25 protein-coding genes are annotated in these 23,574 nt (G+C 72.3%); 16 read left to right on the forward strand and 9 right to left on the reverse strand.

The annotated features are described in order from the left end of the window. Positions 1–147 precede the first annotated feature (147 nt). The 6 genes from ACWC91_RS14910 to ACWC91_RS14935 are packed head-to-tail and all read left to right on the forward strand — an operon-like array spanning position 148 to position 2,650. Positions 148–603, forward strand: a complete 456-nt coding sequence (locus tag ACWC91_RS14910; RefSeq protein ID WP_450643773.1) for a hypothetical protein — start codon at positions 148–150, stop codon at positions 601–603. Then, positions 600–893 carry a monovalent cation/H+ antiporter complex subunit F gene (locus ACWC91_RS14915; RefSeq protein WP_225079274.1) on the forward strand — a complete coding sequence of 98 codons (294 nt, stop codon included), beginning with the start codon at positions 600–602 and terminating at the stop codon, positions 891–893. The genes ACWC91_RS14910 and ACWC91_RS14915 overlap by 4 nt, the downstream gene beginning before the upstream one ends. A gap of 50 nt (positions 894–943) precedes the next feature. Next, positions 944–1,240, forward strand: coding sequence for a cation:proton antiporter (locus ACWC91_RS14920; protein ID WP_225079273.1), 297 nt, complete (start codon positions 944–946; stop codon positions 1,238–1,240). Then, on the forward strand, positions 1,237–1,524 hold the full coding sequence (locus ACWC91_RS14925; RefSeq protein WP_225079272.1) for a Na(+)/H(+) antiporter subunit B: 288 nt from the start codon (positions 1,237–1,239) through the stop codon (positions 1,522–1,524). The genes ACWC91_RS14920 and ACWC91_RS14925 overlap by 4 nt, the downstream gene beginning before the upstream one ends. Then, entirely contained in the window at positions 1,521–2,303 is a 783-nt protein-coding gene (locus ACWC91_RS14930; protein ID WP_281156649.1) for an MnhB domain-containing protein, read from the forward strand. Before ACWC91_RS14925 ends, ACWC91_RS14930 begins: the two co-directional genes overlap by 4 nt. Then, positions 2,303–2,650 carry a sodium:proton antiporter gene (locus tag ACWC91_RS14935; RefSeq protein WP_225079270.1) on the forward strand — a complete coding sequence of 116 codons (348 nt, stop codon included), beginning with the start codon at positions 2,303–2,305 and terminating at the stop codon, positions 2,648–2,650. The genes ACWC91_RS14930 and ACWC91_RS14935 overlap by 1 nt, the downstream gene beginning before the upstream one ends. Before the next feature lie 19 nt (positions 2,651–2,669). Here the strand turns inward: ACWC91_RS14935 and ACWC91_RS14940 are convergent, their stop codons facing one another. Beyond that, complete coding sequence (locus ACWC91_RS14940) at positions 2,670–3,878, reverse strand: RNA-guided endonuclease InsQ/TnpB family protein (RefSeq protein WP_450643774.1); 1,209 nt, start codon at positions 3,876–3,878, stop codon at positions 2,670–2,672. A gap of 151 nt (positions 3,879–4,029) precedes the next feature. Here ACWC91_RS14940 and ACWC91_RS14945 point away from each other — a divergent pair, with 151 nt between their 5' ends. Further along, positions 4,030–5,847: a complex I subunit 5 family protein gene (locus tag ACWC91_RS14945; RefSeq protein ID WP_450725921.1), complete on the forward strand. Its 1,818-nt coding sequence runs from the start codon at positions 4,030–4,032 to the stop codon at positions 5,845–5,847. Between the two features lie 22 nt (positions 5,848–5,869). On the opposite strand, the gene ACWC91_RS14950 is transcribed toward ACWC91_RS14945, so the two are convergent. The 5 genes from ACWC91_RS14950 to ACWC91_RS14970 form a co-directional block, all read right to left on the reverse strand. Then, positions 5,870–6,445: a cysteine hydrolase family protein gene (locus tag ACWC91_RS14950; RefSeq protein WP_281157355.1), complete on the reverse strand. Its 576-nt coding sequence runs from the start codon at positions 6,443–6,445 to the stop codon at positions 5,870–5,872. Between the two features lie 25 nt (positions 6,446–6,470). Continuing rightward, positions 6,471–7,427, reverse strand: coding sequence for an LLM class F420-dependent oxidoreductase (locus ACWC91_RS14955; RefSeq protein WP_450643776.1), 957 nt, complete (start codon positions 7,425–7,427; stop codon positions 6,471–6,473). Positions 7,428–7,557: 130 nt separating this feature from the next. Continuing rightward, positions 7,558–8,112 carry a YciI family protein gene (locus ACWC91_RS14960; RefSeq protein ID WP_225079266.1) on the reverse strand — a complete coding sequence of 185 codons (555 nt, stop codon included), beginning with the start codon at positions 8,110–8,112 and terminating at the stop codon, positions 7,558–7,560. Between the two features lie 152 nt (positions 8,113–8,264). Continuing rightward, on the reverse strand, positions 8,265–8,531 hold the full coding sequence (locus tag ACWC91_RS14965) for a hypothetical protein (RefSeq protein WP_225079265.1): 267 nt from the start codon (positions 8,529–8,531) through the stop codon (positions 8,265–8,267). A gap of 95 nt (positions 8,532–8,626) precedes the next feature. Beyond that, positions 8,627–9,994 (reverse strand): hypothetical protein, encoded by a 1,368-nt coding sequence (locus ACWC91_RS14970; protein ID WP_450643777.1) that lies wholly within the window; start codon positions 9,992–9,994, stop codon positions 8,627–8,629. A gap of 438 nt (positions 9,995–10,432) precedes the next feature. Here ACWC91_RS14970 and ACWC91_RS14975 point away from each other — a divergent pair, with 438 nt between their 5' ends. Both ACWC91_RS14975 and ACWC91_RS14980 read left to right on the forward strand, forming a co-directional pair. After that, positions 10,433–11,179: an MBL fold metallo-hydrolase gene (locus ACWC91_RS14975; protein WP_450643778.1), complete on the forward strand. Its 747-nt coding sequence runs from the start codon at positions 10,433–10,435 to the stop codon at positions 11,177–11,179. Between the two features lie 206 nt (positions 11,180–11,385). Further along, positions 11,386–12,645, forward strand: a complete 1,260-nt coding sequence (locus ACWC91_RS14980; RefSeq protein ID WP_376500663.1) for a DUF4032 domain-containing protein — start codon at positions 11,386–11,388, stop codon at positions 12,643–12,645. Between the two features lies 1 nt (position 12,646). Here ACWC91_RS14980 and ACWC91_RS14985 read toward each other — a convergent pair whose 3' ends face one another. Then, positions 12,647–13,519: a universal stress protein gene (locus ACWC91_RS14985; RefSeq protein WP_450643779.1), complete on the reverse strand. Its 873-nt coding sequence runs from the start codon at positions 13,517–13,519 to the stop codon at positions 12,647–12,649. A gap of 200 nt (positions 13,520–13,719) precedes the next feature. On the opposite strand from ACWC91_RS14985, the gene ACWC91_RS14990 reads away from it, so the two are divergent. The 3 genes from ACWC91_RS14990 to ACWC91_RS15000 are packed head-to-tail and all read left to right on the forward strand — an operon-like array spanning position 13,720 to position 17,242. Beyond that, complete coding sequence (locus ACWC91_RS14990; RefSeq protein WP_225079260.1) at positions 13,720–15,396, forward strand: FAD-dependent oxidoreductase; 1,677 nt, start codon at positions 13,720–13,722, stop codon at positions 15,394–15,396. Positions 15,397–15,407: 11 nt separating this feature from the next. Continuing rightward, positions 15,408–16,895: an ATP-binding protein gene (locus ACWC91_RS14995; RefSeq protein ID WP_225079305.1), complete on the forward strand. Its 1,488-nt coding sequence runs from the start codon at positions 15,408–15,410 to the stop codon at positions 16,893–16,895. Beyond that, the gene (locus ACWC91_RS15000) at positions 16,892–17,242 is read left to right on the forward strand and encodes a UBP-type zinc finger domain-containing protein (protein ID WP_225079259.1); all 351 of its coding nucleotides are present in this window, start codon (positions 16,892–16,894) and stop codon (positions 17,240–17,242) included. Before ACWC91_RS14995 ends, ACWC91_RS15000 begins: the two co-directional genes overlap by 4 nt. Positions 17,243–17,315: 73 nt before the next feature. On the opposite strand, the gene ACWC91_RS15005 is transcribed toward ACWC91_RS15000, so the two are convergent. Further along, positions 17,316–19,112 (reverse strand): M4 family metallopeptidase, encoded by a 1,797-nt coding sequence (locus ACWC91_RS15005; RefSeq protein ID WP_450725923.1) that lies wholly within the window; start codon positions 19,110–19,112, stop codon positions 17,316–17,318. 312 nt (positions 19,113–19,424) lie between these two features. Here ACWC91_RS15005 and ACWC91_RS15010 point away from each other — a divergent pair, with 312 nt between their 5' ends. From ACWC91_RS15010 to ACWC91_RS15025, 4 genes are all read left to right on the forward strand, one after another. Then, a complete protein-coding gene (locus tag ACWC91_RS15010; protein WP_450643542.1) occupies positions 19,425–20,657 on the forward strand; it encodes a serine hydrolase domain-containing protein in 1,233 nt (410 codons plus the stop codon). Positions 20,658–20,695: 38 nt separating this feature from the next. Next, the gene (locus ACWC91_RS15015; RefSeq protein WP_225079256.1) at positions 20,696–21,373 is read left to right on the forward strand and encodes an AIM24 family protein; all 678 of its coding nucleotides are present in this window, start codon (positions 20,696–20,698) and stop codon (positions 21,371–21,373) included. Between the two features lie 117 nt (positions 21,374–21,490). Beyond that, complete coding sequence (locus tag ACWC91_RS15020; protein WP_225079255.1) at positions 21,491–22,450, forward strand: threonine/serine dehydratase; 960 nt, start codon at positions 21,491–21,493, stop codon at positions 22,448–22,450. Between the two features lie 122 nt (positions 22,451–22,572). Beyond that, the gene (locus ACWC91_RS15025) at positions 22,573–22,998 is read left to right on the forward strand and encodes an SsgA family sporulation/cell division regulator (protein WP_225079254.1); all 426 of its coding nucleotides are present in this window, start codon (positions 22,573–22,575) and stop codon (positions 22,996–22,998) included. A gap of 52 nt (positions 22,999–23,050) precedes the next feature. On the opposite strand, the gene ACWC91_RS15030 is transcribed toward ACWC91_RS15025, so the two are convergent. Continuing rightward, the gene (locus ACWC91_RS15030; RefSeq protein WP_281157532.1) at positions 23,051–23,548 is read right to left on the reverse strand and encodes a DUF6328 family protein; all 498 of its coding nucleotides are present in this window, start codon (positions 23,546–23,548) and stop codon (positions 23,051–23,053) included. Positions 23,549–23,574: the final 26 nt, after the last annotated feature.

The raw sequence follows: 23,574 nt of genomic DNA on the forward strand, positions 1-23,574 counted from the left end.
CGGCCCCGCCCTCCCGAGCCGCCCGACTGACTCCGGGCCGCTCGGCGGCACAGAGCCGTACGGGTGATGCCCGGGACACGCCACCGGTCGCTGCGGCGTCTCCGGGCCGCCCGCGGTCGAACAATGGCCTGGGCGCGAGGAGGTCCGATGTGGGCTGCGACGGTTGAGATCGTGGTGTGGTTCGGTGTGCTGACCGGCGTGACGGTGGTGTCGGTCAGCTCCGTGTCGCCCGTGGAACTGACGGTGGCCGGCCTGGCCTCACTGGGCGGGGCGTCCGCGGCGCGGCGGATGCGGCTCGCCACCGGCGTGCACGTCACGGGGGCCCGCCGCGCGGCCCGCGCCGCCGTCCCGCTGCCGTACGCGGTCGCACGCGGCCTGGCCGTCCTGGTGTCCTCCGTCGCCACGCGTCCGGGGGACGCGGCCGTGCGGCGCGTGAGGCTGCGGCCGGGGGCCCATGCCGCGTGGGCCGGCACGCTGATCGCCACGGCACCGGACACCTGCGTGATCGGCATCCCACGCGACGACGTGGTGCTGGTGCACGCCCTGCGTCCGGACGCGGGACCGGTCGAGGCGGCGGTGGCCCGGACGGGCGGGAGGCGGTGAACGCCTGGACGGCGGCCGCGCTGGTCCTGCTGGTCGTCACGGTCCCGCCGTACCTGTGGGTGGTGGCCCGCGGCACCGCGGTGCGCCGTCTCGCCGGGATCTCGCTGCTGTCGGCCACGGTGGGCGCGGTATTCCTCCTCCTGCCCCAGGGCTACGGCCGGCCCGCCTACCAGGACCTCGCGCTGACGCTCGCCGTCCTGGCCCCCGCCGGCACCCTCGTCTTCACCCGCTTCGTGGCGGGCCGCCGCCACGACACACACCCGACACACGATTCCAGCACCGAGACATGACGACACCGCGCCCGGCCGGCGCACGGACGGGGGCGCGCCAGGGAGTGCCCATGACACCGCGCCATGTGACCGTGCTCGTGCTGCTGTGGGCCGGGGTGGGGTGCATGCTGCTCTCCGCCGTCGCGGTGCTGCGGCTGCGCGGAACGCTGATGCGGCTGCACGCCCTGGCCCCGCCCTCCTGCGCGGGGATCCCGCTGATCGCCCTGGCCGTGGCCGTCGACCAGGGGGTGGGCCGGGCCGCGGTCAAGACGCTGTTCATCGGTCTGCTCTTCGCCGCCGGTGGGACGGTCACCACCATCGCCGTGGGCCGCGCCTCCCAGCAGGCCGAGGAGGGGGAGGGCACGTGAACGAATGGCTGATCGACGCCGCCCTCGCGTTCGTCGTCCTCGCCGCGACCGCGGCGGTCCTCACCCGGGACCCGGCCCGCCAGGCCGTCGTCCTGTCCGCGCTGGGTCTTGGCCTGGCGGTGCTGTTCGCGGTGCTTCAGGCCCCCGACGTGGCCCTGTCCCAACTGGCCGTCGGCACCGCGCTGACCCCGCTGCTGATCCTCCTCACCGTCCGCAAGGTCACCCGCAGGCCCAGCGGCGCCGACGACCGCACCACCGACGGCGACGGCGAGGAGCAGAAGTGACGGCGCGCGCCCGGCTGGCCGTGTTCCTGGTCGCCGCCGCGGCGATCGCCGCCTTCTTCGCCGCCGCCTGCACCCGGCTCCCGCCGTTCGGATCGGCCCACCACCCCTACGGCGACCGGGCGGTGGCGGCGGCACTCGCCCACCGCACGGCCAACGTCGTCTCGTCCGTGAACTTCGACATCCGCGCCTTCGACACCCTCGGCGAGGAGTCCATCCTCTTCGGCACCGTCCTCGGGGCCACGCTGCTGCTGCGCCGGGCCCGCGACGAACGCCACCGGCGCGCCGGGGCCCAGTACGTCATGCCCAGCACCCGCCTGTTCGGCACCCTGCTGCTGCCGGTCACCCTGGTCGTGGGCGTGTACATCGTCGCGCACGGCCAGCTCAGCCCCGGCGGTGGCTTCCAGGGCGGCGTCGTGCTGGCCACCGCCCTGCACCTGGCCTACGTCGCCGCCGACTACCGCGCTCTGAAGCGGCTGAGGCCGCTGGCCGTCCTGGACGTGACGGACTCGCTGGCCGCCGCGTCCTTCAGCCTCGTCGGCCTGGCCGGCCTGGTCGCGGGCGGCGCGTTCCTGAAGAACGTCCTGCCGCTGGGCACGTTCAACCGGATCACCTCCGGCGGTGCCGTCCCGGTGCTCAACGCAGCGGTCGGCGTCGAGGTCGCCTCCGGGCTGATCGCCCTGCTCGCCCACTTCCTCGACCAGGCCGTCGAACTCACCGACCCCGGCCACGACACCGGCGGCGCCCGCGCCGCGAACACCGACGACAAGGGAGACCGCTAGTGGGGATCTGGCCCTACCTGGCCGCCGGATGGGTCCTGCTCATCGCCCTCTACGGGCTGGTCACCAGCCGCGACCTCATCCACGCCATCGGCTGCCTCGCCGTCGCCCAGTCCTCCACCTATCTGCTGCTCCTGGCCGTCGGCTACCGCCGCGGCGCGACCGCCCCCGTCTACTCCGACGTCACTCCCGGCTCGCGCCCCGTCGTCGACCCGGTCGTCCAGGCGCTGGCGCTGACGGACGTCGTCGTCGGCGCGACCGTCACCGCACTGCTGCTCGCGCTGACCATCCAGCTGCGCAAGCGCCACCACACCGTCGACCCGCAGGCCCTCACCGGCCTCAAAGGGTGACCTTGGCTTCCTCTCCCGCCTAAGGGCGAGAGGTTCCAGCGGTCGCCCGCTGGGTTTCCTGCTTCACAGCCAGTTGCCCGTCCGGAGTGCTCCGTTGAGGTCTTACACCGGCTCCACAGGCCGACACCGCCAGCCCGGCGGCCAAGAGGTTCTTCGCTGCGTTCACGTCCCGGTCGTGGGTCGTGCCGCAGTCGCACGTCCAGGTGCGGACATGCAGGGGCATCGTGCTCTGCAGCGTGCCGCAGTTCGAGCACAGCTTGGAGGACGGGAACCAGCGGTCGACCGCGATCACTTCGCGGCCGTACCAGTGGGCCTTGTACTCAAGCATCGATCGCAGTTCCGTCCACGATGCATCGCTGATGGCGCGGGCGAGCTTGCCGTTCTTCAGCAGATTGCGGACGGTCAGGTCCTCGATCACGATCGTTTGGTTCTCACGAACGAGTCGGGTGGTGAGCTTGTGGAGTCCGTCCCGGCGCCGGTCGGCGATCCGCGTGTGGATACGGGCGACCTTCAGACGGGCCTTGGCACGGTTGGCCGAGCCCTTGACCTTCCGGGACAGCTCCCGCTGGGCGCGGGCCAGGCGGGCCCGGTCCCGACGCTCGTGCCGAGGGTTGGCAACCTTCTCCCCGGTCGAGAGAGTCAGCAGGTGATCCAGGCCGGCGTCCACGCCGACCGCCGCACCAGCAGCAGAGAGCGGCTTGACGGTCTGGTCTTCGACCAGCATCGAGACGAACCAGCGTCCGGCCGCATCCCGCGACACGGTCACGGTCGACGGCTGCGCACCCGCCGGCAGAGGGCGCGACCACACGATGTCCAGTGGCTCCGCCATCTTCGCCAGGGTCAGCTTCCCGTCACGGAAGCGGAACGCACTGATGGTGTACTCGGCAGACCTCCGGGACTTCTTCTTCGACTTGAAGCGCGGGTACTTCGCTCGCTTGCCGAAGAAGTGGGTGAAGGCTGTCTGCAAGTGCCGCAGGGCCCGCTGAAGGGGAACAGACGAAACGTCGCCCAGGTACGCCAGTTCCTCGGTCTTCTTCCACGCCGTCAGCATGGCCGAGGTGGTGTTGTAGTTGATTCGTTCCTGACGCAGTACCCATGCCTCGGTCCGGGCCTGAAGTGCCAGGTCGTAGACCTTCCGCACGCAGCCGAAGGTGCGCGACAGCTCTGCCGCCTGCGCATCCGTCGGATAGAAGCGGTACTTGTATGCCCGCTTCACGTGAGTGGCCACAGCTCACATTTTTACACAATCAGTTCGTGAGCAGGGCAGTTGAGGGTGAGATGCCGGTCCGCCTGACGGCGAACCGGCTTTCCCTGCCCTGCTCTGCAGGGGTTCGTTTCCTCCCCGGCCTGAAGGCCGGGGTATCCACGAAGGAGATCTGATGACCGCAGCCGACCTCCTGCCCCTGGCCGTGGCCGTCCCCCTGCTCGGTTCCACCCTCCTCGCCGTCGCCGGCCGCGTCCTGCCCCGCCTGGGCTGCGACGTCCTGGCGACGGCGGCCGCGGCCGCCGAGGTGGTCTGCCTCGCCCTGCTGTGGGGGCGCGGCGGCGGGCTCGCCACCTCGGACCTGGGCGGCTGGCCGGCCCGGCTCGGCATCGTGCTCGCCGCCGACCGGATCGGCGCCGGGCTGGCCCTGCTGGTCGCCGTGCTCGTACTCGCCGTCCTGGTCTACTCGTGGCGGTACTTCGACGAACCCAAGGGCCATCACGCCGGCATCTTCCCCGCCCTGATCCTGCTGTTCGAGGCCGGCATGGCCGGTTTCGCGCTCACCGGCGACCTGTTCAACGCCTTCGTCTTCTTCGAACTCATGGGAGCGGCCGCGTACGCGCTGACCGGCTACCACATCGAGGATCCCCGCCCCCTCCAGGGCGCCCTCACCTTCGGCATCGTCACCTCGTTCGCCGCCTACTGCTCCCTGCTCGGCATCGGCCTCCTCTACGCCCGCACCGGCGAGTTGAACCTCGCCCGCCTCGGCGAGCGGCTCGCCGGCCACCCCACCGACGTACTGACCGTCGTCGCGTTCGTCCTCGTCGCCACCGCCCTGCTGGTGAAGGCCGCGGCGGTGCCGTTCCACTTCTGGCTGCCGGACGCCCACGCGGTCGCCCCCACCCCGGTGTGCATGCTGATGTCCGGCGTCATGGTCGAACTCGGTGTCTACGGCGTCGCCCGCGTGTACTGGACCGTCTTCGCCGGCCCCGGTGGCCTCCCCCACCAGGCGTTCCGGTCGGTCTTCGTGGCCCTGGGCGTGCTGTCCGCGCTGGTCGGCGCCGTGATGTGCTGGCAGCAGCGGCACCTCAAGCGCCTCCTGGCGTTCTCCACCGTCAGCCATGTCGGCCTGTTCACCATCGGCGTCGCCCTGCTCACCCCGGACGGGGTGGCCGGTACCGCGCTGTACGTCGCCGCCCACGGCTGCGTCAAGGCGGCGCTGTTCGGACTGACCGGGGTACTGCTGGACCGCTACGGCTCGGTCGACGAGCACGGTCTGCACGGCAAGGCCCGTGCCCTGCGCCCGGCGGGTGTGCTGTTCGCGGCCGGCGCCCTCGCCCTGGCCGGGCTGCCGCCGTTCGGCACCGGCCTGGGCAAGGCCCTCGCCGAGGACGCCGCGGGACACTGGCAGCCGTGGCTGCCCGCCGTGTTCGTCGCCGCCTCCGCGGTCACCGGCGCCGCGGTGCTCCGCGCGGGCCTGCGGGTCTTCTGGGGCGCCGGCCCGGTACCGCGCAGCCGGCCCGGCGAACAGGAGACGACCGGCGAGGGCGAGGAACCCGAGATCCGGGCCCCGCGGCGCACTCTGCCGCCTGCCATGACCCTCGTCCCCGCCGCCCTCCTCGTGCTCGCCGCGACGCTCGGCTGCGTGCCCGTGATCGCCTCCGCCCTCGCGCCCGGAGCCGCCGTCTTCACCGACCGCGCCCGCTATGCCGCCGCCGTCCTCACCCACCGGGGCGCGGCGCCCGCCGGCCACGCACCGGCCGCCGCCTGGACCGCCACCGGCGCCGCACTCGGGCTGCTGTCCACGGGCATCGCCGTCGCGCTTGCCGTCGCCGCCGTCCACCGGCGCGCGCCGCGGCTGTCGGAGCGGCACCCCGCCGCCCGGGCCGTCCGGGCGCTGCGCCGTCTGCATTCGGGACGCCTCGGCGACTACCTGGCCTGGCTCGCCCTCGGCATCGCGGTGCTGTGCGCCGCGCTCGCCGCCCAGTCCTGAACGCGCACCGGACGCGACGGCGTCATGGTGCCGTGAAGTCCACTTCGCCGGCCGTGACGATCCTGGCGCCCATGTTGCGCTCCATCATCTCCAGGGCGGCCGCCTCGAGATGGGGATGGATGGACGCGACGGCGTCCCTCGGCACCGTGACCGACAGGTGACGGATGTGCGCGTCCAGGGCGGAGTAGAGGACGCACTGCTCGGTGACCTGGCCGCACAACACCACGTTCCCGATGTCCAGTTGCCACAGCAGGTAGGACATGGGTGTCTCGTAGAAGACGGAGTGGCGGGCCTTGATCACGAACAGCGAGTCGTCGTCGGGCCGTATCGGTTCGACCAGTTCGGCGTGCGACCGGGCCAGCGCGGTCTCCACCAGCTCTCCGTGGTGGGAGCGCCACAGCCCGAAGTTGTCATTGGCGTAGATCACCGGCACGTCCGCGGCGCGGGCCCGCTCGATCAGGCGCGCCACGACGGGAACCACCCGGCGGGCGGAAGGGACGAGCAGCTCGGCGTCCTCGTGGTCGTACGTGTTGATCATGTCGATCACGATGAGCGCGCGCCCGTTCCGCCGTCTCCCCCGCCCTCCGGCCCCGGTCACCGCGACCGCCACCTCGTGTCCGCGGTCAGTCGCGCAGCCGCGGGAGGACCTTGGTGCGGTAGAAGTCGAAGAAGCCCTGCTGGTCCTTGCCGATCTGGCTGACGTGCACCGCGTCGAATCCGGCCTCGACGTACGCGTTCAGCGCCTCGATGTGCGCGTCCGGGTCGTCGCCGCACGGTACGGCGGCCGCCACCCGATCCTCGGTGACCAGTTGGGACGCCTGCTCGAAGTGACGCGGGGTGGGCAGGATCTGCGCGAGTTCCCCGGGGAGCTGTTCGGTGGCCCAGAGACGGTGCGCGGTACGGACCGCCTCCTGCTTGTCCGTGCCCCAGCACACCTTGAGCCCGCCGTACACCGGGTTGGCGCCGCCGCCACCGCGCCGGAAACGCTCGACCAGCGCGGTGTCGGGAATCATCGTGATCAGCCCGTCCCCGATCCGCGCGGCGGCCTCGGCCGCCTGCGGGCCGAAGGCGGAGACGTCGATCGGCACCGGCTGCTCGGGCAGGGTGTACAGGCGGGCGTTCTCCACGGTGTAGTGCTTGCCGCGATGGCTGATCTGCTCGCCGGTGAACAGTTTCCGGATGATCTGGAGCGCCTCCTCCAGCATTTCCAGGCGCACCGAGGCCTCGGGCCACGGGCCGCCCAGGATGTGCTCGTTGAGTGCCTCGCCGGTACCGACCCCCAGCCGGAACCGGCCACCGAGCTGTACGGCGCTGGTGGCGGCCGCCTGCGCGATCACGACGGGATGGGTGCGCACCAGCGGGCAGGTCACCGCCGTCTCCACCGGCAGGGAGACGGCCTGCGAGAGGGCTCCCACCACCGACCACACGAACGGGCTCTGTCCCTGGTGGTCGTTCCACGGGTGGTAGTGGTCCGAGATCCACAAGGAAGTGAAACCGGCCTGCTCGGCCATCCTGGCCTGTTCGACGAGCTCCGCGGGGTTGTGCTCCTCGGACGACAGAAAGTACCCGAAGTCAGCCATCACTGCTCCTGACGGATCGTGCCTGCGGCTCTGCGACGGCTTTCCCGAGTACCCGTAACGGGGCGGGGCGCACGTCGTGGCCGCAGGAACAATCAGCGGCGTGGTGCCGTCGGCCCGGTGCCTCGCCGGTTCAGGACGGCCGGCCGCCGAACCGCCAGGTGTGGACCTCGACGTCCGCGTACCGGGCCGGGGCCAGGACGGCTCGTGCCGTGTCCGGATCCGGTGCCCGGACCAGGGCCGCCGTGCCCAGCCGAACGGCTCCGTCGTCGGACAGCAGCGGTCCGTAAGCGATCAGCTCGTCCCGGTCGGGCGGTGCGGTCGGAACGTCGGCGGCCTGATCCGTGCCGAGGCCGAGCACGAGGTGGCGGTTGCCGCCGTCCCGGCCGCCGGGGAAGTCCCACATCGTGCGGCCGAGCGCGTTGCGCCACCGGAGCAGCAGTACGTCCCGGTAGACGCCGGCCTGGTAGTTGGGCTCGTCGAAGGCGAACGCGCGGGCGGCTGCGGGATCCGGCAGGTCGAGGATGTGCACGCTGCCGGTGGGTGTTTCGCCGTCGTCGGCGAACGTCGGGCCGCGGGCGATCATCTCCTTCGCGTACCGGTCCATGTAGGACCAGTGCTCCTCCAGTTTCTCGTGGCGCAACGCCAGGGAGCCGGGCCGGTCACGGTGGTAGCAGAAGAACTCCATGCCCACAGACCCTTCCGCAAGGCGGGGCCGTGTCTCAACCGGCTTTCCGGGCCGCCGGGCCCGCAAAGCCCCTGCGGGATCCGGACACGGCCCACCGGTACTCCTTCGACCGGCAGACCGCCAGAACTCGCCGCCTTCCAGTGACGAAGGTGTCATGTGCCGCCCTGGACCAGCAGGGCGATCCGGTCGGAGTCGAAGACCACCCAGCGCGGAGAGGCGCACCCCGACAGCCTCAGCCAGCACGTGGTGTTCCCCTCAGGACTGGTCCACCATCCGGTGACGGTGCCGGGCCACGTCCACCCGGTCCCGTCACACACCTCGACCGGCCGGTAGGTGGCCCGGACCTGCTCCTCCGGTGGCAGCGGACACCCCCTGGCCAGTTCTTCCAGCAAAACCTCCGCCGTGGTCGTGTCCCGCACGGCTCTCCCCCTCCGGCTCTCTCGCCTTGTTTCCCTGCCGGGCAATCGGCTGCCTGTTCCCCGAGGACGCCTGCGTCCGGCCGCCACCCGGGAGATCACCCCCAGTCGCCGCCGAAGTCACCCCCGCCGTCCGACCCGAAGCCACCGTCGAATCCCCCCGCGAAGTCGGAGGCTCTGAAGTCCGCGCCGGAGAACTCGCCGCCGTCCGGCAGATCGGGAGCAGACGAGACGCCGTCACCGGAGCCGGCGAAGGCGGACGGCGCGCTGAGCAGGCTGCCCAGCAGCGTGCCGGCAAGCAGGCCGCCGACCACCGCGCCCGCGCCGCCGAAGTAGCCGCCCGCCCAAGGCGCGTACGCCGGACCGGCGTTCCAGTACGGCTGGGACCCGTGGCCGGTGTCGACCATCCGCGTCATCGGCTGCCCACCCCGAATGACCCGTGCGGCGTCCTCCGCGCAGGCGGGGACCATCCGCGGCGCGCCGCCGGGCGGGCACCAGTTCACATCGTCGGCCGAGGGGCCGTGACGGGGGTCGAAGAAGCAGGGGACACGACGCTCGGGCAGCGGCGTTCCATCGCGGCGGGCGGCCAAGGTGGCCAGGGCGAAGCGGCCGTCGGCCAGCGTAGCGGTCACCGGCTGCACGTCCTGAGGCCTGGCCGCAGCGGACATCTGCTGTTTGGCCAGCTCATAGGCGTCGAGGGCGTGGGAATAGTCGTTGCGCATCTCGTCGGTGGCCCCTGGCTCGGACGGGGAGAAGGCCAGCCGGTCCAGTTCCTCGCCGAAGGCGGTGATGTCCTCGTCCACCACCACCCGCAGCGCCTCCAACTCCCTTTGCTCGGCCTCCCGCCGCTTCTTCGCCCGCCGGTACAGCGCGTATCCGCCCCCGGCCGCCCCGGCCGCGAGCAGGCCGCCGACCATCAACCCGCCGCTGCCGGGGCCGCCCTCACCACTGTCCTGCCAGGACGCGGGGGCGTGCCCCTGCGCCTGCTTGACGGCCTGGTCGACGAACACGTTCAACTGCGCCTCCGTGTCCGAGGCGTAGGAACGCTGCACCGCTCCCCGCAGGTTGTCGACGGCGCTCTGCGACATCACCTGATGGTCCGCCCTGGCGTTGAACAACTCGCCCAGGCGCACCGCGTACACCCCGTTGATGCCAGTGAGTGAACGCACGTCCCGCATCAGGGACGCCTGCGGGTAATCGGAGGACCGGGGCAGTACCGCCACGAGGACCGGCTTGTCCGCGGCCTCGATCTTCGCAGCCAGCTTGTCGGCCGCGGACTTCGGCAACTGCCCCGCAGCTCGCGGATCCACGTACACCGGTCCCTTCTTGAAGGCTTCCGCCACGGCCCCCGTGCCGGTGTCCGCGGCCGCCGGCACGCCGAAAGCCGGCGTGGCGAGCCCGACAAGAGCTGTCACGCCCAAGACGGCGAGGGCCCGGGCGAAGCGAGACCGTGGCGAGACAGGCATGGCTGAGACCTCCTTGCGAGGGAGTGACCGCCCCGCCTCCGGAACAACGTCGGTGCGCGCAGGGAACGAACAGACCCCAACGATCGCTCACTTGCGCAATAAGGAAAGTATGCCAGACGGCGCTGCGCCCGGGCCGAGTTCGACGGGAGTGTCAGCGACTCAGTTGACGCACGGCACCCCGCCCGCCTTCACGGCGCGGCCCGAGCCGGCGGGCCATGCGTACCGACGCCACCGACGGTCCGCTCCTGCCGATCGCGCACACGTCCACTCTCGTCGATCCCGTCACGCACTGGAGTGACTCAACCGTCGAGAGTGAGTGGCAAGGCCGGCCGCAGCCGCAGGCCACCGGAACTCCGTGCGCGCCCGCCCTTCGCTCTACCCTGGGACGCATCTGGTGGGCTGCCGCGTCGGACAGCCGCCCGGGACACGAGGAGAGCGATGCGCGCGGACGTGCAGCAGGTCGCCGACGGCACCTATCTGGTGCACGGCAGCAACACGAACTGGGTGATCCTGACCGAGGGCGACGCCGCCACACTGATCGACACCGGCTACCCCGGCGACCGGCAGCGGCTGCTCGACTCGCTGGCGGCGGTGGGAAGTTCGCCCCAGGCGGTGGCGGCCGTGCTGATCACGCACGCGCACAACGACCACCTGGGCAACGCCGAGTACCTGCGCGGCGCTTACGGCACCCCGGTGCATCTGCACGAGGCCGAACTGCCGCACGCACGGCGGGAGTTCCTGCACCAGGTGACCGTCGGGCAGGTGCTGCGCAACGGCTGGCGGCCCGGTGTGCTGCCCTGGGCGGTGCACGCGCTGCGCCTCGGCGGCACCGCGCACGTCCCGGTCGCCGCGCCCGAGCCGTTCCCGGCCGCCGGCCCGCTGGACCTGCCGGGGCGGCCCGTGCCCGTGCACACGCCCGGCCACACCCAGGGCCACACCGCGTTCCACCTCCCCGGCACCGGCGTACTGGTCTCCGGCGACGCCCTGGTGAGCGGCCACCCCACCTCACGCCTGGCCGGTCCGCAACTGCTGCCCGACATGTTCCACCACCAACGCGCCCAGGCGCTGGCCTCGTTGGGCAGACTCGAACGCCTCGATGGAGACCTGCTGCTGCCCGGGCACGGCCCCGTGCTGCGCGGTCCGCTGCCGCAGGCGGCGCTGAAGGCGCGGGAACGCGCCCTCTAGTGCTGCGGCCGGAAAGGTTTGCCGGGAAGCTCGCGGCGTCCGGTGCTGGGGGTACCTCCCACGCCGTTCAGGCCGTGGGGGAGCATCGCAAGGCGGAGCACCGCCCGCGTACCGGATGTACTCGGTGATGCGACAACGCCGCGAGGTGCCGTGCCGGGCGCCGCGAGCCGGTGAACCTCACCGGTCGCAGCACTAGGGTTCGTGCCATGGGCTTGCAGATCAGTGCCACCAACCCGGAGCACCCCGCGCTCCTGCTCGAACTGCCGTGGCGGACCCCACTGGAGGAGTGGCCCGAGGAGTACCTCGTGCCACTGCCGCGCGGCATCTCCCGGCACGTGGTGCGCTACGCCCGCGCCGGCGACGAGGTGGTCGCCGTCAAGGAACTCGCCGAACGCCCCGCGCTGCGCGAGTACGAGCTGCTGCGCGACCTGGACCGGCTCGGCATCCCCGCGGTGGACGCGCTGGCCGTGGTCACCGGCCGCACCGACCGCGCGGGCGAGCCGCTGGAGCCGGTGCTGATCACCCGGCACCTGGGCGGGTCGATGCCGTACCGCTCGATGTTCGAGACCACCCTGCGCCCGGCCACGATGCACCGCCTGATGGACGCCCTGGCCGTCCTGCTGGTGCGGCTGCACCTGGCCGGGTTCGCCTGGGGCGACTGCTCGCTGTCCAACACGCTGTTCCGGCGCGACGCCGGCGCGTACGCCGCCTACCTCGTGGACGCCGAGACCGGCGAGCTGCACCGGCGGCTGAGCCCCGGACAGCGGGAGTACGACCTCGACCTGGCCCGCGTCAACATCAGCGGCGAGCTGCTGGACCTGGAGGCCTCCGGGGCGCTGCACCCCTCGGTGGACCCGGTCGAGTTCGGCGCCGAGATCTGCGCCCGCTACCGCGGCCTTTGGCAGGAGCTGACCCGCACCTCGGTCTACCCGGCGGGCAAGTACCACTACATCGAGCGCCGGATCAGACGGCTCAACGACCTCGGCTTCGACGTGGCCGAGATGCAGATCGAGAGTTCCGCCACCGGCGACACGGTCACCTTCGTGCCCAAGGTCGTCGACGCCGGCCACCACCAGCGGCAGTTGCTGCGCCTGACCGGCCTGGACACCGAGGAGAACCAGGCCCGGCGGCTGCTGACCGACCTGGAGAGCTGGATGGCCACCCAGGACGACTACGCGCCGGGCGGCACCCGGCCCGGGCCGGGCGGCGGGCATGCGCTCGCCGCCCGCCCGGAGGTGCTGGCGCACCGCTGGGTGCGGGAGGTGTTCCGCCCCACCGTGCGGGCGGTGCCGGGCGAGCTGCGCGGCACCATGGACCCGGCCGAGCTGTACCACGAGCTGCTGGAGCACCGCTGGTACCTGTCCGAGCGGGCGCAGCACGACATCGGCCTCGACACCGCGGTGCGGGACTACGTCAGGAACGTCCTGCCCGGGGCACGCCAGGCGCCGGACGCGACGCCCGGGTGACTCACGGGTGCGGGACGACGGCCACCGGGCAGCCGGCGTGGTGCAGCATCCCGCTCGCGACGGAGCCGATCCGCGCGCCCACCGCCGTACGGCGCGCCCGGCGCCCCACGACCAGCAGCTGGGCGTGCTCGGCCGCGGCCAGCAGCACCTGGCCCGCGCTGCCCATCTCCACGTGCTCGACGACGGGGACGTCCGGGAAGCGCTCCCGCCACGGCTGGAGCGCCGCGGACAGCGCCTTCCGCTCGTACGGTTCCAGGCCGCCGGCCTCGTCGAGCAGCTTGAGCGAGCCGGGGCTGTAGGCGAACACCGGCGGCAGCGTCCAGGCGCGTACCGCCCGCACCCCGGCGCCGCGTGCGGCGGCGGTCTCGAACGCGAAGGCCAGGGCCGCGGCGCTGTCCTCGGGGGCACCCTGCTGGCCCACGACGACCTCCCGGCCCGCGGCCTCGACGGAGGGTTGGTCCCCGGCGCGCACCAGGACGACGGGCCGTTCGGTCCCGGCGATCACCTGCTGTCCGACGGAGCCGACCAGGAACCCGACGAGGGCGCCCCGTCCGCGCGAGCCGAGCACCAGCGCCTCCGACTCCGCAGCGGCGCCGAGCAGGGCCGGCACGGCGTCGTCCTCCGCGGCGTCGGCGGTCACGGTCAGGCCCGGGTGGCGCTCGGTGACGGTCCGGACGGCCCCGCCGACCGACTCGCGCACCCACTGGAGCTGGGTGTCCCGGTCGCCCACGTCGAAGGCGTCGTGCACCTCGTGGCGCCAGGCCCGCACCACGCGCAGCGGCAGCCCGCGGCGCTCTGCCTCCCGAGCGGCCCACGCCAGTGCGGCGAGGCTCTCCTCCGATCCGTCCACCCCTGCCGTGATCGGGCGCGTCATGCCGTGTGCCTCCCTGTGTGGTGTGCCGTACTCGGTGCCAGTCTCCCCTACCGGTCGATCACCGAAGCGGGCGGCCGCGGATGTCGCTTCCCGCGTACCCGGGCGAAGCGGGACGGCCGCACATACGATGGGCAGGAGCCGGCGTGGTGACGACGGGGGCGCACCGGGCAGCCGATCCGAGCACACGGGGTGACAACCGCATGACACAGGCCGTGGAGCAGGCGCGGACCGTCATCATGACCGTGGACGACGATCCGGGGGTCTCCCGCGCCGTCGCCCGTGACCTCAGGCGCCGCTACGGCGGGTCGTACCGGATCGTGCGCGCGGAGTCCGGCGAGTCCGCGCTGGACGCGCTGAGCGAGCTGAAGCTGCGCGGCGACCCCGTGGCCGTCATCCTGGCCGACTTCCGCATGCCGCGGATGAACGGCATCGAGTTCCTCGAACGCGCCCTGGACATCCACCCCGGTGCCCGGCGGGTGCTGCTGACCGCGTACGCGGACACCGACGCGGCGATCGACGCGATCAACGTCGTCGACCTCGACCACTACCTCCTCAAACCCTGGGACCCGCCCGAGGAGAAGCTGTACCCGGTCCTGGACGATCTGCTCCAGGTCTGGCGGGCCGGCGACTACCGGCCGGTGCCGAGCACGAAGGTGGTCGGGCACCGCTGGTCGGCGCGGTCCTCCCAGGTGCGGGAGTTCCTGGCCCGCAACCAGGTGCCGTATCGCTGGTACTCCTCGGACGAACCGGAGGGCAGGCGGCTGCTGGCCGCGGCCGGGCAGGACGGTCAGCGGCTGCCGCTGGTGGTCACCCCGGACGGCACCCCGCTGCTCGAACCGGAGCCGGCCGAGCTCGCGGCCCACGTGGGGCTCGCGACGACACCTGCGGCCGACTTCTACGACCTGGTGGTGGTCGGCGGCGGCCCGGCCGGGCTCGGCGCGGCCGTCTACGGGGCCTCCGAGGGGCTGCGGACGGTGCTCGTGGAGCGCTCGGCGACCGGCGGGCAGGCGGGGCAGAGCTCCCGGATCGAGAACTACCTCGGGTTCCCGGACGGAGTCTCCGGCGCCCAGCTCACCGACCGGGCCCGCCGGCAGGCGACGAGGTTCGGCGCGGAGATCCTGACCGCGCGCGAGGTGACCGGCCTGGAGATCTGCGGCGCGGCGCGGACCGTGCGGTTCTCCGACGGTTCGGCGGTCGCCGCGCACAGCGTGATCCTGGCGACGGGCGTGTCCTACCGGCAGCTTCCGGCGCCCGGCGTGGAGGAGCTGACCGGGTGCGGGGTGTTCTACGGTTCGGCGCTGACCGAGGCGCCCGCCTGCCAGGGGCAGGACGTCTACATCGTCGGCGGCGCCAACTCCGCGGGGCAGGCCGCGATGTACCTGTCCCGGGGCGCGAAGTCGGTGACCCTGCTGGTGCGCGGGGCGTCGCTGGCGGCGTCGATGTCGTACTACCTGATCCAGCAGATCGAAGAGGCCTCCAACATCACGGTGCGCACGGGGACCGTCGTGGACGCCGCGCACGGCTCGGACCACCTGGAGAAGCTGGCCCTGCGCGACACGGCCACCGGGGAGACCGAACTCGTCGACACGCAGTGGATGTTCGTCTTCATCGGCGCGGCGCCGCGGACCGACTGGCTGGACGGCACGGTGCTGCGGGACGGGCGCGGGTTCATCCTGTCCGGGCCCGACCTCACCGCCGACGGCCGGCCGCCCCCGGGGTGGGAGCTGGACCGGCCGCCGTACCACCTGGAGACCAACGTGCCCGGCGTGTTCGTCGCCGGTGACGCGCGGGCGGAGTCCGCCAAGCGGGTCGCGTCCGCCGTCGGAGAGGGAGCCATGGCCGTGTTGCTCGTCCACCGTTACCTGGAGCAGTCGTGAGCGGCAGGCGGATGCCGTGCGGCGCCGGTGAGATCGGCTCGCTGTTCCTGTTCGAGAAGCTCCGGCCCGAGCAGCTGGGCCGGCTGTGCGCCGAGGGGCGGGTGGAGATGTTCGAGCCCGGCCCGGTGTACACCGAGGGCGAGCCGGCCACCTGCTTCTACGTGATGATCGAGGGCACGGTGGTGCTCTCCCGCCGGGTCGGCGGCGACGACGTGGAGGTCACCCGGACCTCGCAGCGCGGGGTGTACTCGGGCGCCATGCAGGCGTACCTCGGGGACCGGCTGCGGCAGGTCTACATCAACTCGATGCGGGTCACGGAGCCGACGCGGTTCTTCGTGCTGCCCGCCGACGCGTTCGCGGACATCATGCGGGAATGGTTCCCGATGGCGGTGCACCTGCTGGAGGGGCTGTTCTTCGGGTCGAAGAGCACCCAGGCGGCCGTCGGGCAGCGTGAGCGGCTGCTGGCGCTCGGCTCGCTGTCCGCCGGACTGACCCATGAGCTCAACAACCCCGCGGCGGCTGCCGTCCGGGCCACCGCCACGCTGCGGGAGCGGGTGGCCAAGATGCGGCGCAAGCTCGCCGTGATCGCCGAAGGACCCTTCACCCGGGACCAGTTGACCAGCCTCATGGAGATCCAGGAGCGTACGGCCGAGCGGGTCGCCAAGGCCCCGGATCTCAGCCCGCTCCAGGCCGCCGACCGCGAGGACGCCCTCACCGACTGGCTGGAGGACCACGGCATCGGCCAGGGCCCGCAACTGGCGCCCACGTTCGTGCAGGCGGGCCTCGACGTCGACTGGCTGGAGCAGGTCGCGGCGGCCGTCGACGAGGAGATCCTGCCGGGTGCCGTGGGGTGGCTCAACTACACGGTGGAGACGGAGCTGCTGATGGACGAGATCGGGGACTCCACCACCCGGATCTCCCGTCTCGTGGACGCCGCCAAGCAGTACTCCCAGCTGGACCGCGCCCCTTACCAGGTCGCCGATGTGCACGAACTCCTCGACAGCACCCTGCTGATGCTGTCGGGCAAGATCGGTCCGCGTATCGAGGTCGTCAAGGAGTACGACCGTACGCTGCCGCGGATCCCCGCCTACCCGGCCGAGCTCAACCAGGTGTGGACCAATCTGATCGACAACGCGGTGTGCGCCATGAACGGCGCGGGCGGCGAGGGCACCCTGACCGTGCGGACCGCGCTCCACGACGACCGGCTGCTGGTCGAGTTCCGGGACACCGGGCCGGGGGTGCCGCCGGAGATCCGGGACCGCATCTTCGACCCGTTCTTCACCACCAAGCCGGTCGGCCAGGGCACCGGACTCGGTCTTGACATCTCCTGGCGGATCGTCGCCAACAAGCACCACGGTGCCATCCACGTGGAGTCGGTGCCCGGCGACACCCGGTTCCAGGTGCTGCTGCCGCTGACCGCCGGTGAAGGCGACGGACCGACGGCGGCCGGATCGCCGCTCACCGCCGAGGACCGCCCGACATCCGAGGAGCCGACATGACCCGTGACACCGGAATCGACCCGAGCGTGCCCCCCAGCGGCACCGGCTGTGCCGAGTGCGACGCGGCCGGCGGCTGGTGGTTCCATCTGCGGCGCTGCGCCCGCTGCGGCCACATCGGATGCTGCGACGACTCCCCCGGCAAGCACGCCACCGCCCACCACCGGGCCACCGGGCACCCGGTGATCCGCAGCTACGAGCCGGGCGAGGGCTGGTTCTGGAACTACGACACGAACGAGTTCTACGAGTCCGGACCCGAACTCGCGCCGCCCGAGAGCCACCCGGCGAACCAGCCGGCCCCGGGCCCGGAGGGACGCGTCCCGGCGGACTGGGCGGACACCCTGCGCTGAGCCGCGCCCCCTGTCGTACATGCGGATGCCCCGCCGCGGCGGGGCATCCGGGTCACCGTGTTCGGACGGTCTGTCAGCGGCCGGCGGCCGGGGTGTTGGCGGCGGTGACGTTGACCGCGGCCCAGGCCCGGTCCACCGCCTTGTACTCGGTGCCGGTCGCGCCGTAGAGGTCCTTGGCCGCCTTCAGCGTCGCGACGCGCGCGTCGTGGAAGTCGGTCGTGGACACCATGTAGCGGGTCAGCGCCCGGTAGAACACGGCCGTGGCCTTGGTACGGCCGATGCCCTTGACCGGCAGTCCGTCGTAGGTCGGCGAGTTGTAGGTGACGGCGCCGATCCTCTTGCTGCCGCTGCCCTCGGCGAGCAGGTAGTACGCGTGCGAGGAGACACCGGAACCGGCGTGCACCTCGGTGAAGTACACCTCGGGCGACCAGTAGTCGATCGCGCCCTCGAGCCTGTCCAGGGACGGCCGGTCGAGCCGGCGCAGGAACTTCTGCGCCAGGCCCAGCTTCTCGCCGATCAGGTAGTTCGGCGGATTCTTGGGGTTGTTGACGTGGAACTCGACGCCGGAGCCGAAGATGTCGGCCAGTGACTCGTTCAGCGACCCCGGCTCGCCGTACTGGTTGCCGGCGGAGTCCACGAAGGTGGGTTCGAGTCCGGCGGTGGCGTCGACGACCCCGTGGGTGAGTTCGTGGCCGGTGACGTCGAGGGCGACGAGCGGCTTCTTGAACATCCCGCCGTCGCCGTCGCCGTACAGCATGCAGGTGCACGCCGGGTCCCAGAACGCGTTCGCGACCTTGTTGCCGAAGTGGACCATGGCCTGGGCGCCCTTGCCGTTGTTCTTGACGCCTTTGCGCCCGAAGGACTTCTTGTAGAAGTCCAGGGTCCCGGTGATCCCGTACTGCGCGTCCACGGCGGCGCTGGCGCGGCTGGAGACGGCGCCGTTGCCCCACTTGTCGGTGGTGCTGGTGAACTTCGTACCCCGCGCGAAATCCTCCAGCGGTTTGTTCTTGGCGTCCCGGGTCTCCGTGCCGTACCGGCTGGGGTCCTTCAGCAGGAAGCTCCTGCTCGCCGTCTGGGTGGTGGTCAGGGAGACCTTGCCCACGAACAGGGAGGAGCCGGTGCCCGTCGCGGTCCGCGGATAGCCGGCGGCCGCGGCCGGCCGCGTCGCGGCGAGGGCGGCCGGCCGCGGGGTGTTGCCGGTGGCCGGGTCGAGCGTCTCGCCGCGTCTGCGCAGGGTCTCGACCAGCCGGGGCGAGAGGAACCCGTCCCGGTCGGGCATGTCGCTGCGCACCTCGCCGGTGACGGCGTCGACGACGACGGTCCGGGAACCGCCGCTCCCGGTGGTCGCGGGGGCGGTGACCCGCACCTCGTAGGCGAGGGCGGAGGCGCCGCCGCGGGCGTCCACGACGAGCCGCGCGGCGCCCGCCTCTCCGTGGGCGGCCGAGGCGGCCCTGGCCGCCGCCTGTCCCGGGGTCAGCGCGGCCCGGGTGGCGGCGGTCCGGACGGTGTGGCCGGCGGCCCGGGTGACGCCGGTGTACCTCAGCTGCCGGTCGAGGTGGACGACGAGGTCGCCGCCGAGGACCGGCAGTCCCCGGTGGGTGCGTATGAACCGGACGTGGCGCGCGCCCTCGGGGTCGAGCAGCACGTCCCGGGCCCGCAGTCCGTCCCCGTTGGTGACGCCGGTCGCCGACGCGTGCGCGAAGGCCGCGGCGCCGGCGGCGGCCACCACCGAGTCGGTGGACGTGCCGGCGGACGACACGGTGTGGTCCTGCCCCCCGGCAGGGGCGGCCAGCGCCGGGCCGGCCAGGCCCGTGACGGCCGTCGCCACCGCGACGGCGAGCGCCACGGTGCGTATATGGGGTCTGTGCACTCTCGGGAGTTCCTTCGTTCGTGGCGGAGGCCCGGATCGCCGGCCGCCCGGGGATGACGCCGGTGCGCCATGGGAGCTGGTCGGGCCCCCGGGACGGAACTCTCATGGATCGATCATGTGCATGTAAAGCACGAATGATCCATTCCGTGCGATACAGGACAATCCTTTGCCAATCCACCCCACTCAGTGATCGGCGAATGGCCAACTGTGTGTCGTCTGTGGAGATGTGACCGGATGGGGGAAGGTTGCGTTGCCCGAATGTGATCGATCTCGCACGGATCGCCGCGCGGACGGAGACGGGAGAGAAGACGTATGGCCTCACGCACGGTGTGCAGCGGTGCGGTACTCGGATCACTGGTGCTGGCCCTGCTGGCGGGACCGGCGCACGCGGCGGGCCGCCGGCCCGGGACGGCGGCACCGGACGCGCTGCCCGCGCCGGACACGGCGGCACTCGGCACCCTCCTGCGCACGGCGCTGAAGCAGGGCGCGCCGGGCGCCATGGCGCGGATCGACGACCACCGCCTGTCCTACGACGACCACCCCACGGTCTACAAGGCCACGGAGGGAGTCGCCGACCGCAGGACCGGGGACTGGATCAACACGGCCGACCGGTTCCGCATCGGCAGCGTCACCAAGACCTTCTCCGCGGTCGTGCTGCTGCAACTGGCCGCCGAGGGCCGGGTGAAGCTCGACGACCCGGTCAACCGCTACCTGCCGGACCTGCTGCCCGACGACCGGATCACGGTGCGGCACGTACTCGGCCACCGCAGCGGTCTGTACGACTACAGCGACGAGATGTTCGCCAGGACCGTGTCCGGCTTCGAGGCCGTGCGCACCAAGGTGTTCACCTACCGCCAGTTGCTCGCCCTGTCCCTGAAGCACCCGCGCACCCAGGCGCCCGGCACCGCCTACGCCTACTCCAACACCAACTTCGTCGTCGCCGGCCTGCTCATCGAGAAGCTGACCGGCCACTCGGTGCGCACCGCGTACGAGAACCGCATCATCAAGCCGCTGAAGCTGAGCGACACCTTCTACGTCCACCCCTCCATGAAGATCCCCGGCCGGTACGCGCACGGCTATCTCACCCCTGACGAGGCCGGGTCGCCGCTGGTCGACGCCACCGAGCAGACGATGTCCTGGGCGCAGAGCGCGGGCGCGCTCATCTCCAGCACCCGCGACCTCAACACGTTCTTCTCGGCGCTGCTGGGCGGTCATCTGCTGCCCCCCGCCCAACTGGACCAGATGGAGCGGTGGATCCCGTCGGGCACCGCCCAGGCGTACGGGCTCGGGCTGCGCCGCCGCGACCTGTCGTGCGGGGTGTCGGTGTACGGGCACACCGGCGCCGTGCAGGGCTACTACACCTACGCGTTCACGAGCAAGGACGGCCGGCGCAGCCTGGCCGCGCTCACCAACACCTCCAACAACGGCGCGGTGCACCTGACGATGCTGCGCACCCTGGAGTCGGCGTTCTGCGGCAAGCGGACGAAGGTGCTCGGCACCGCTCAACTGCCCGGTACGGCCCTGGAGAACGACCTCGCCCAGTGACCTTGGCGGAACAGGCGACTCCGGGCCAGGATGCCCGCATGAAGGGTGACCTGTTTTCCAGTGAGTACGTGGTGGGTCCCGCGACCGCGCCGGGCATGTCCGTCGAGAACTCCAAGTGCGTCAAGTACACGGTGGACGGCGAGATGTTCGCCCGCCAGGGCTCGATGGTGGCCTACCGCGGCGATCTGCGGTTCGAGCGCAAGGGCCAGGGCGTCGGCGGCATGCTCAAGCGCGCGGTCACCGGGGAGGGGCTGCCGCTGATGGCGGTGCGCGGGCAGGGCGAGGCCTGGTTCGCGCAGGAGGCCCAGAACTGCTTCGTCGTCGAGGTCGACCCGGGCGACGAGTTCACCGTCAACGGCCGCAACGTGCTGTGCTTCGACGCGACGCTGTCGTACCAGATCAGGACGGTCAAGGGCTCGGGCGTGGCGGGCGGCGGGCTGTTCAACAGCGTGTTCACCGGGCAGGGACTCCTGGGCCTGGTGTGCGAGGGCAATCCGCTGGTCATCCCGGTCACGCCGCGGCAGCCGGTGTACGTCGACACGGACGCGGTCGTCGGCTGGACCGCCCGCCTCCGGACGTCGCTGCACCGCTCGCAGTCGTTCGGCTCGATGCTGCGCGGCGGTTCGGGCGAGGCGGTGCAGCTGATGCTGGAGGGCGAGGGGGTCGTCGTCGTCCGGCCGAGCGAGGCGACTCCGCACCGGCCGCAGCAGCACTGAGGGAGCCGGCCCTTCTCGCGGGCCGGGATCCGGCGAGACCTGTTGACCTGCGTGCCCCCGACAGGTGAGGGTCGGGGCGGCGCGGATCACCACCCCGCGCCGGAAAGGTGGACTGCCTTGATCGGCATCTCGGAGATCGAAACCGCGGCCGAGCGGATCGCCGGACACGTCGTGCGCACCCCGACCGTGCCGAGTCCCGGCCTGTCCGCGCTGCTCGGCGCCCCGGTGACCGCGAAGCTGGAGCTGTTGCAGCGCACGGGCTCCTTCAAGGCGCGCGGCGCGACGGCGCGACTGCTGTCGCTCGACGAGGCGGAGCGGGCCGCGGGCGTGGTCGCGGTCAGCGGCGGCAACCACGGGATCGCGCTCGCGGTGATGGCCGCCGCGCTGCATGTGAAGGCCACCGTCGTCATGCCGCGCTCGGCGCCCGCCCGGTCCGTCGCGATCGCGGAGGAGGCCGGGGCGTCGGTGCGGCTGACCGACGGCATGGACGAGGCGTTCGCCACGGCGGCACGGCTGCGGGACGAGGGGCTCACCCTGGTCCATCCCTTCGACGACGAGGTGGTGGTCGCCGGGCAGGGCACCGTCGGCCTCGAACTGGCCGCGGACGCCGGTGAGCTGACCGACGTGCTCGTCAGCATCGGTGGCGGCGGGCTGATCGCGGGCGTCGCCGCGGCGCTGCGCGCGCTGCGTCCCGGGGTGCGGATCTGGGGCGTGGAGACCGAGGGCGCCCAGGCCATGTCCGAGGCGCTGGCGTCCGGCGGCCCGGTGCCGGTCGCCCTCTCCTCGATCGTGACGACGCTGAGCGCGCCGACGGTGTCGCAGCTGACGTACGACCATGTCCGGGCCCTCGTCCACGAGGTGCTCGTGGTGCCCGACCGGGAGGCCGTGCGAGGCTGCCTCGACCTCGCCGAGCACGCCAAGGTCTGGGCCGAGCCCGCGGCGGGCTGCCTGCTGCCGGCCGCCCGGCACGTCCGGGAGCGGATGGGCCCGGACGTCCGGCTCGGCCTGGTGGTGTGCGGCGGCAACGCGGCGGTCGCCGACGTCATGTCCTGGGCGGACCGGTTCGGACTGCGCTGACACGCGCCCCGGTCCCGGCCGTCGCGGTATGGGGAGATCCGGTCGGACAGCCGGGCATCTCCCGCGGATCAGGGGTACCAGAGGGGTCTACGTCCCGATGTCGTCCTCGGAGGGCCGAATTCGTGAACGCGTTGGTGCACAAGAGTCTGGTGGTGCAGTTGCAGGCGCACGGCACGGAGCGCTTCCCCGTGCTGGCGCACTTGGAGTACGACGCCGACGACCCGTTCGCCGTCACGGTCGTCTTCGCCCACGACGGGCGGGTGCTCGCCCGGTGGAAGGTGGACCGGGGCATGCTCGGCGAGGGGCTGACGAAGCCGGTCGGCGTCGGCGACGTCCGCTTCCGCCCCGTCGCGGACGGCCCGTCGGAGGAGCTGTGCATGGAGTTCTACGGCGACGCCCACGCCGACGGGGGCCGGCAGCACGCGGCGGTGTTCATGTGGGCGTCCGCCGTCGCGGCCTTCCTGAGGGAGACCCATGCCGTGGTGGCGCCGGGCGAGGAGGAGGCCGGTGTCGACGACTTCCTCGCGGAGGTGCTCGCGGGGAGCTGAGCCGGGGCCGCTCGTTCGGATCACGCCGGGCCGCGGGCCCTGGCACAGTGCCTCACCGGGTGGTGTGGCGGCGCCGGGTCCACAGGGGCAGCGCGAACCAGCACAGCAGATACCAGGCCACCACCCCGGCGACCAGCCAGGACACGAACCCGCCGTGCGTCGCCACCCTGAGGATCAGCAGCAGGGAGGAGGTCATGGTGGCGAGCAGCAGGAGGAGACCGACGAAGGTCAGCCGTGAGGCCCAGGCCACGGCCTGGGGCTTGACCCGGCGCCCGGAGACCAGGCGGTGCAGGGACACCGGGCCGGTGAGCGCGCCGGTCGTCGCGGCGCCGAGGACGACGGTGACGACGTAGATCACCTGGTCCGTGTGGCTCAGGTGGTCGTACTTCGGCTGGAACACGACGGTGAGCAGGAAGCCGAAGAGGATCTGCACACCCGTCTGGGCCACCCGCACCTCCTGGATGAGCTCCGCCCATCTGCGGTCGGCCCGCTCCTCCTCGGTCTCGTGGCGCCCCCAGCGCCCCGCGTCACCGCCTCCCGTCACCGCCATTCCGCCTCCCGGCTTCCGGCCCCCGG

It is taken from the genome of Streptomyces sp. NPDC001204, from assembly GCF_053598035.1.

What these genes read in the sequence shown, in the direction of transcription:
- ACWC91_RS14910 (WP_450643773.1), top strand. Translation starts at nt 148, where the DNA reads ATGTGGGCTGCGACGGTTGAGATCGTGGTGTGGTTCGGTGTGCTGACC.
- ACWC91_RS14920 (WP_225079273.1), top strand. Translation starts at nt 944, where the DNA reads ATGACACCGCGCCATGTGACCGTGCTCGTGCTGCTGTGGGCCGGGGTG.
- ACWC91_RS14945 (WP_450725921.1), top strand. Translation starts at nt 4,030, where the DNA reads ATGACCGCAGCCGACCTCCTGCCCCTGGCCGTGGCCGTCCCCCTGCTC.
- ACWC91_RS14955 (WP_450643776.1), bottom strand. Translation starts at nt 7,427, where the DNA reads ATGGCTGACTTCGGGTACTTTCTGTCGTCCGAGGAGCACAACCCCGCG.
- ACWC91_RS14960 (WP_225079266.1), bottom strand. Translation starts at nt 8,112, where the DNA reads ATGGAGTTCTTCTGCTACCACCGTGACCGGCCCGGCTCCCTGGCGTTG.
- ACWC91_RS14970 (WP_450643777.1), bottom strand. Translation starts at nt 9,994, where the DNA reads ATGCCTGTCTCGCCACGGTCTCGCTTCGCCCGGGCCCTCGCCGTCTTG.
- ACWC91_RS14975 (WP_450643778.1), top strand. Translation starts at nt 10,433, where the DNA reads ATGCGCGCGGACGTGCAGCAGGTCGCCGACGGCACCTATCTGGTGCAC.
- ACWC91_RS14980 (WP_376500663.1), top strand. Translation starts at nt 11,386, where the DNA reads ATGGGCTTGCAGATCAGTGCCACCAACCCGGAGCACCCCGCGCTCCTG.
- ACWC91_RS14985 (WP_450643779.1), bottom strand. Translation starts at nt 13,519, where the DNA reads ATGACGCGCCCGATCACGGCAGGGGTGGACGGATCGGAGGAGAGCCTC.
- ACWC91_RS14990 (WP_225079260.1), top strand. Translation starts at nt 13,720, where the DNA reads ATGACACAGGCCGTGGAGCAGGCGCGGACCGTCATCATGACCGTGGAC.
- ACWC91_RS14995 (WP_225079305.1), top strand. Translation starts at nt 15,408, where the DNA reads ATGCCGTGCGGCGCCGGTGAGATCGGCTCGCTGTTCCTGTTCGAGAAG.
- ACWC91_RS15000 (WP_225079259.1), top strand. Translation starts at nt 16,892, where the DNA reads ATGACCCGTGACACCGGAATCGACCCGAGCGTGCCCCCCAGCGGCACC.
- ACWC91_RS15010 (WP_450643542.1), top strand. Translation starts at nt 19,425, where the DNA reads ATGGCCTCACGCACGGTGTGCAGCGGTGCGGTACTCGGATCACTGGTG.
- ACWC91_RS15015 (WP_225079256.1), top strand. Translation starts at nt 20,696, where the DNA reads ATGAAGGGTGACCTGTTTTCCAGTGAGTACGTGGTGGGTCCCGCGACC.
- ACWC91_RS15030 (WP_281157532.1), bottom strand. Translation starts at nt 23,548, where the DNA reads ATGGCGGTGACGGGAGGCGGTGACGCGGGGCGCTGGGGGCGCCACGAG.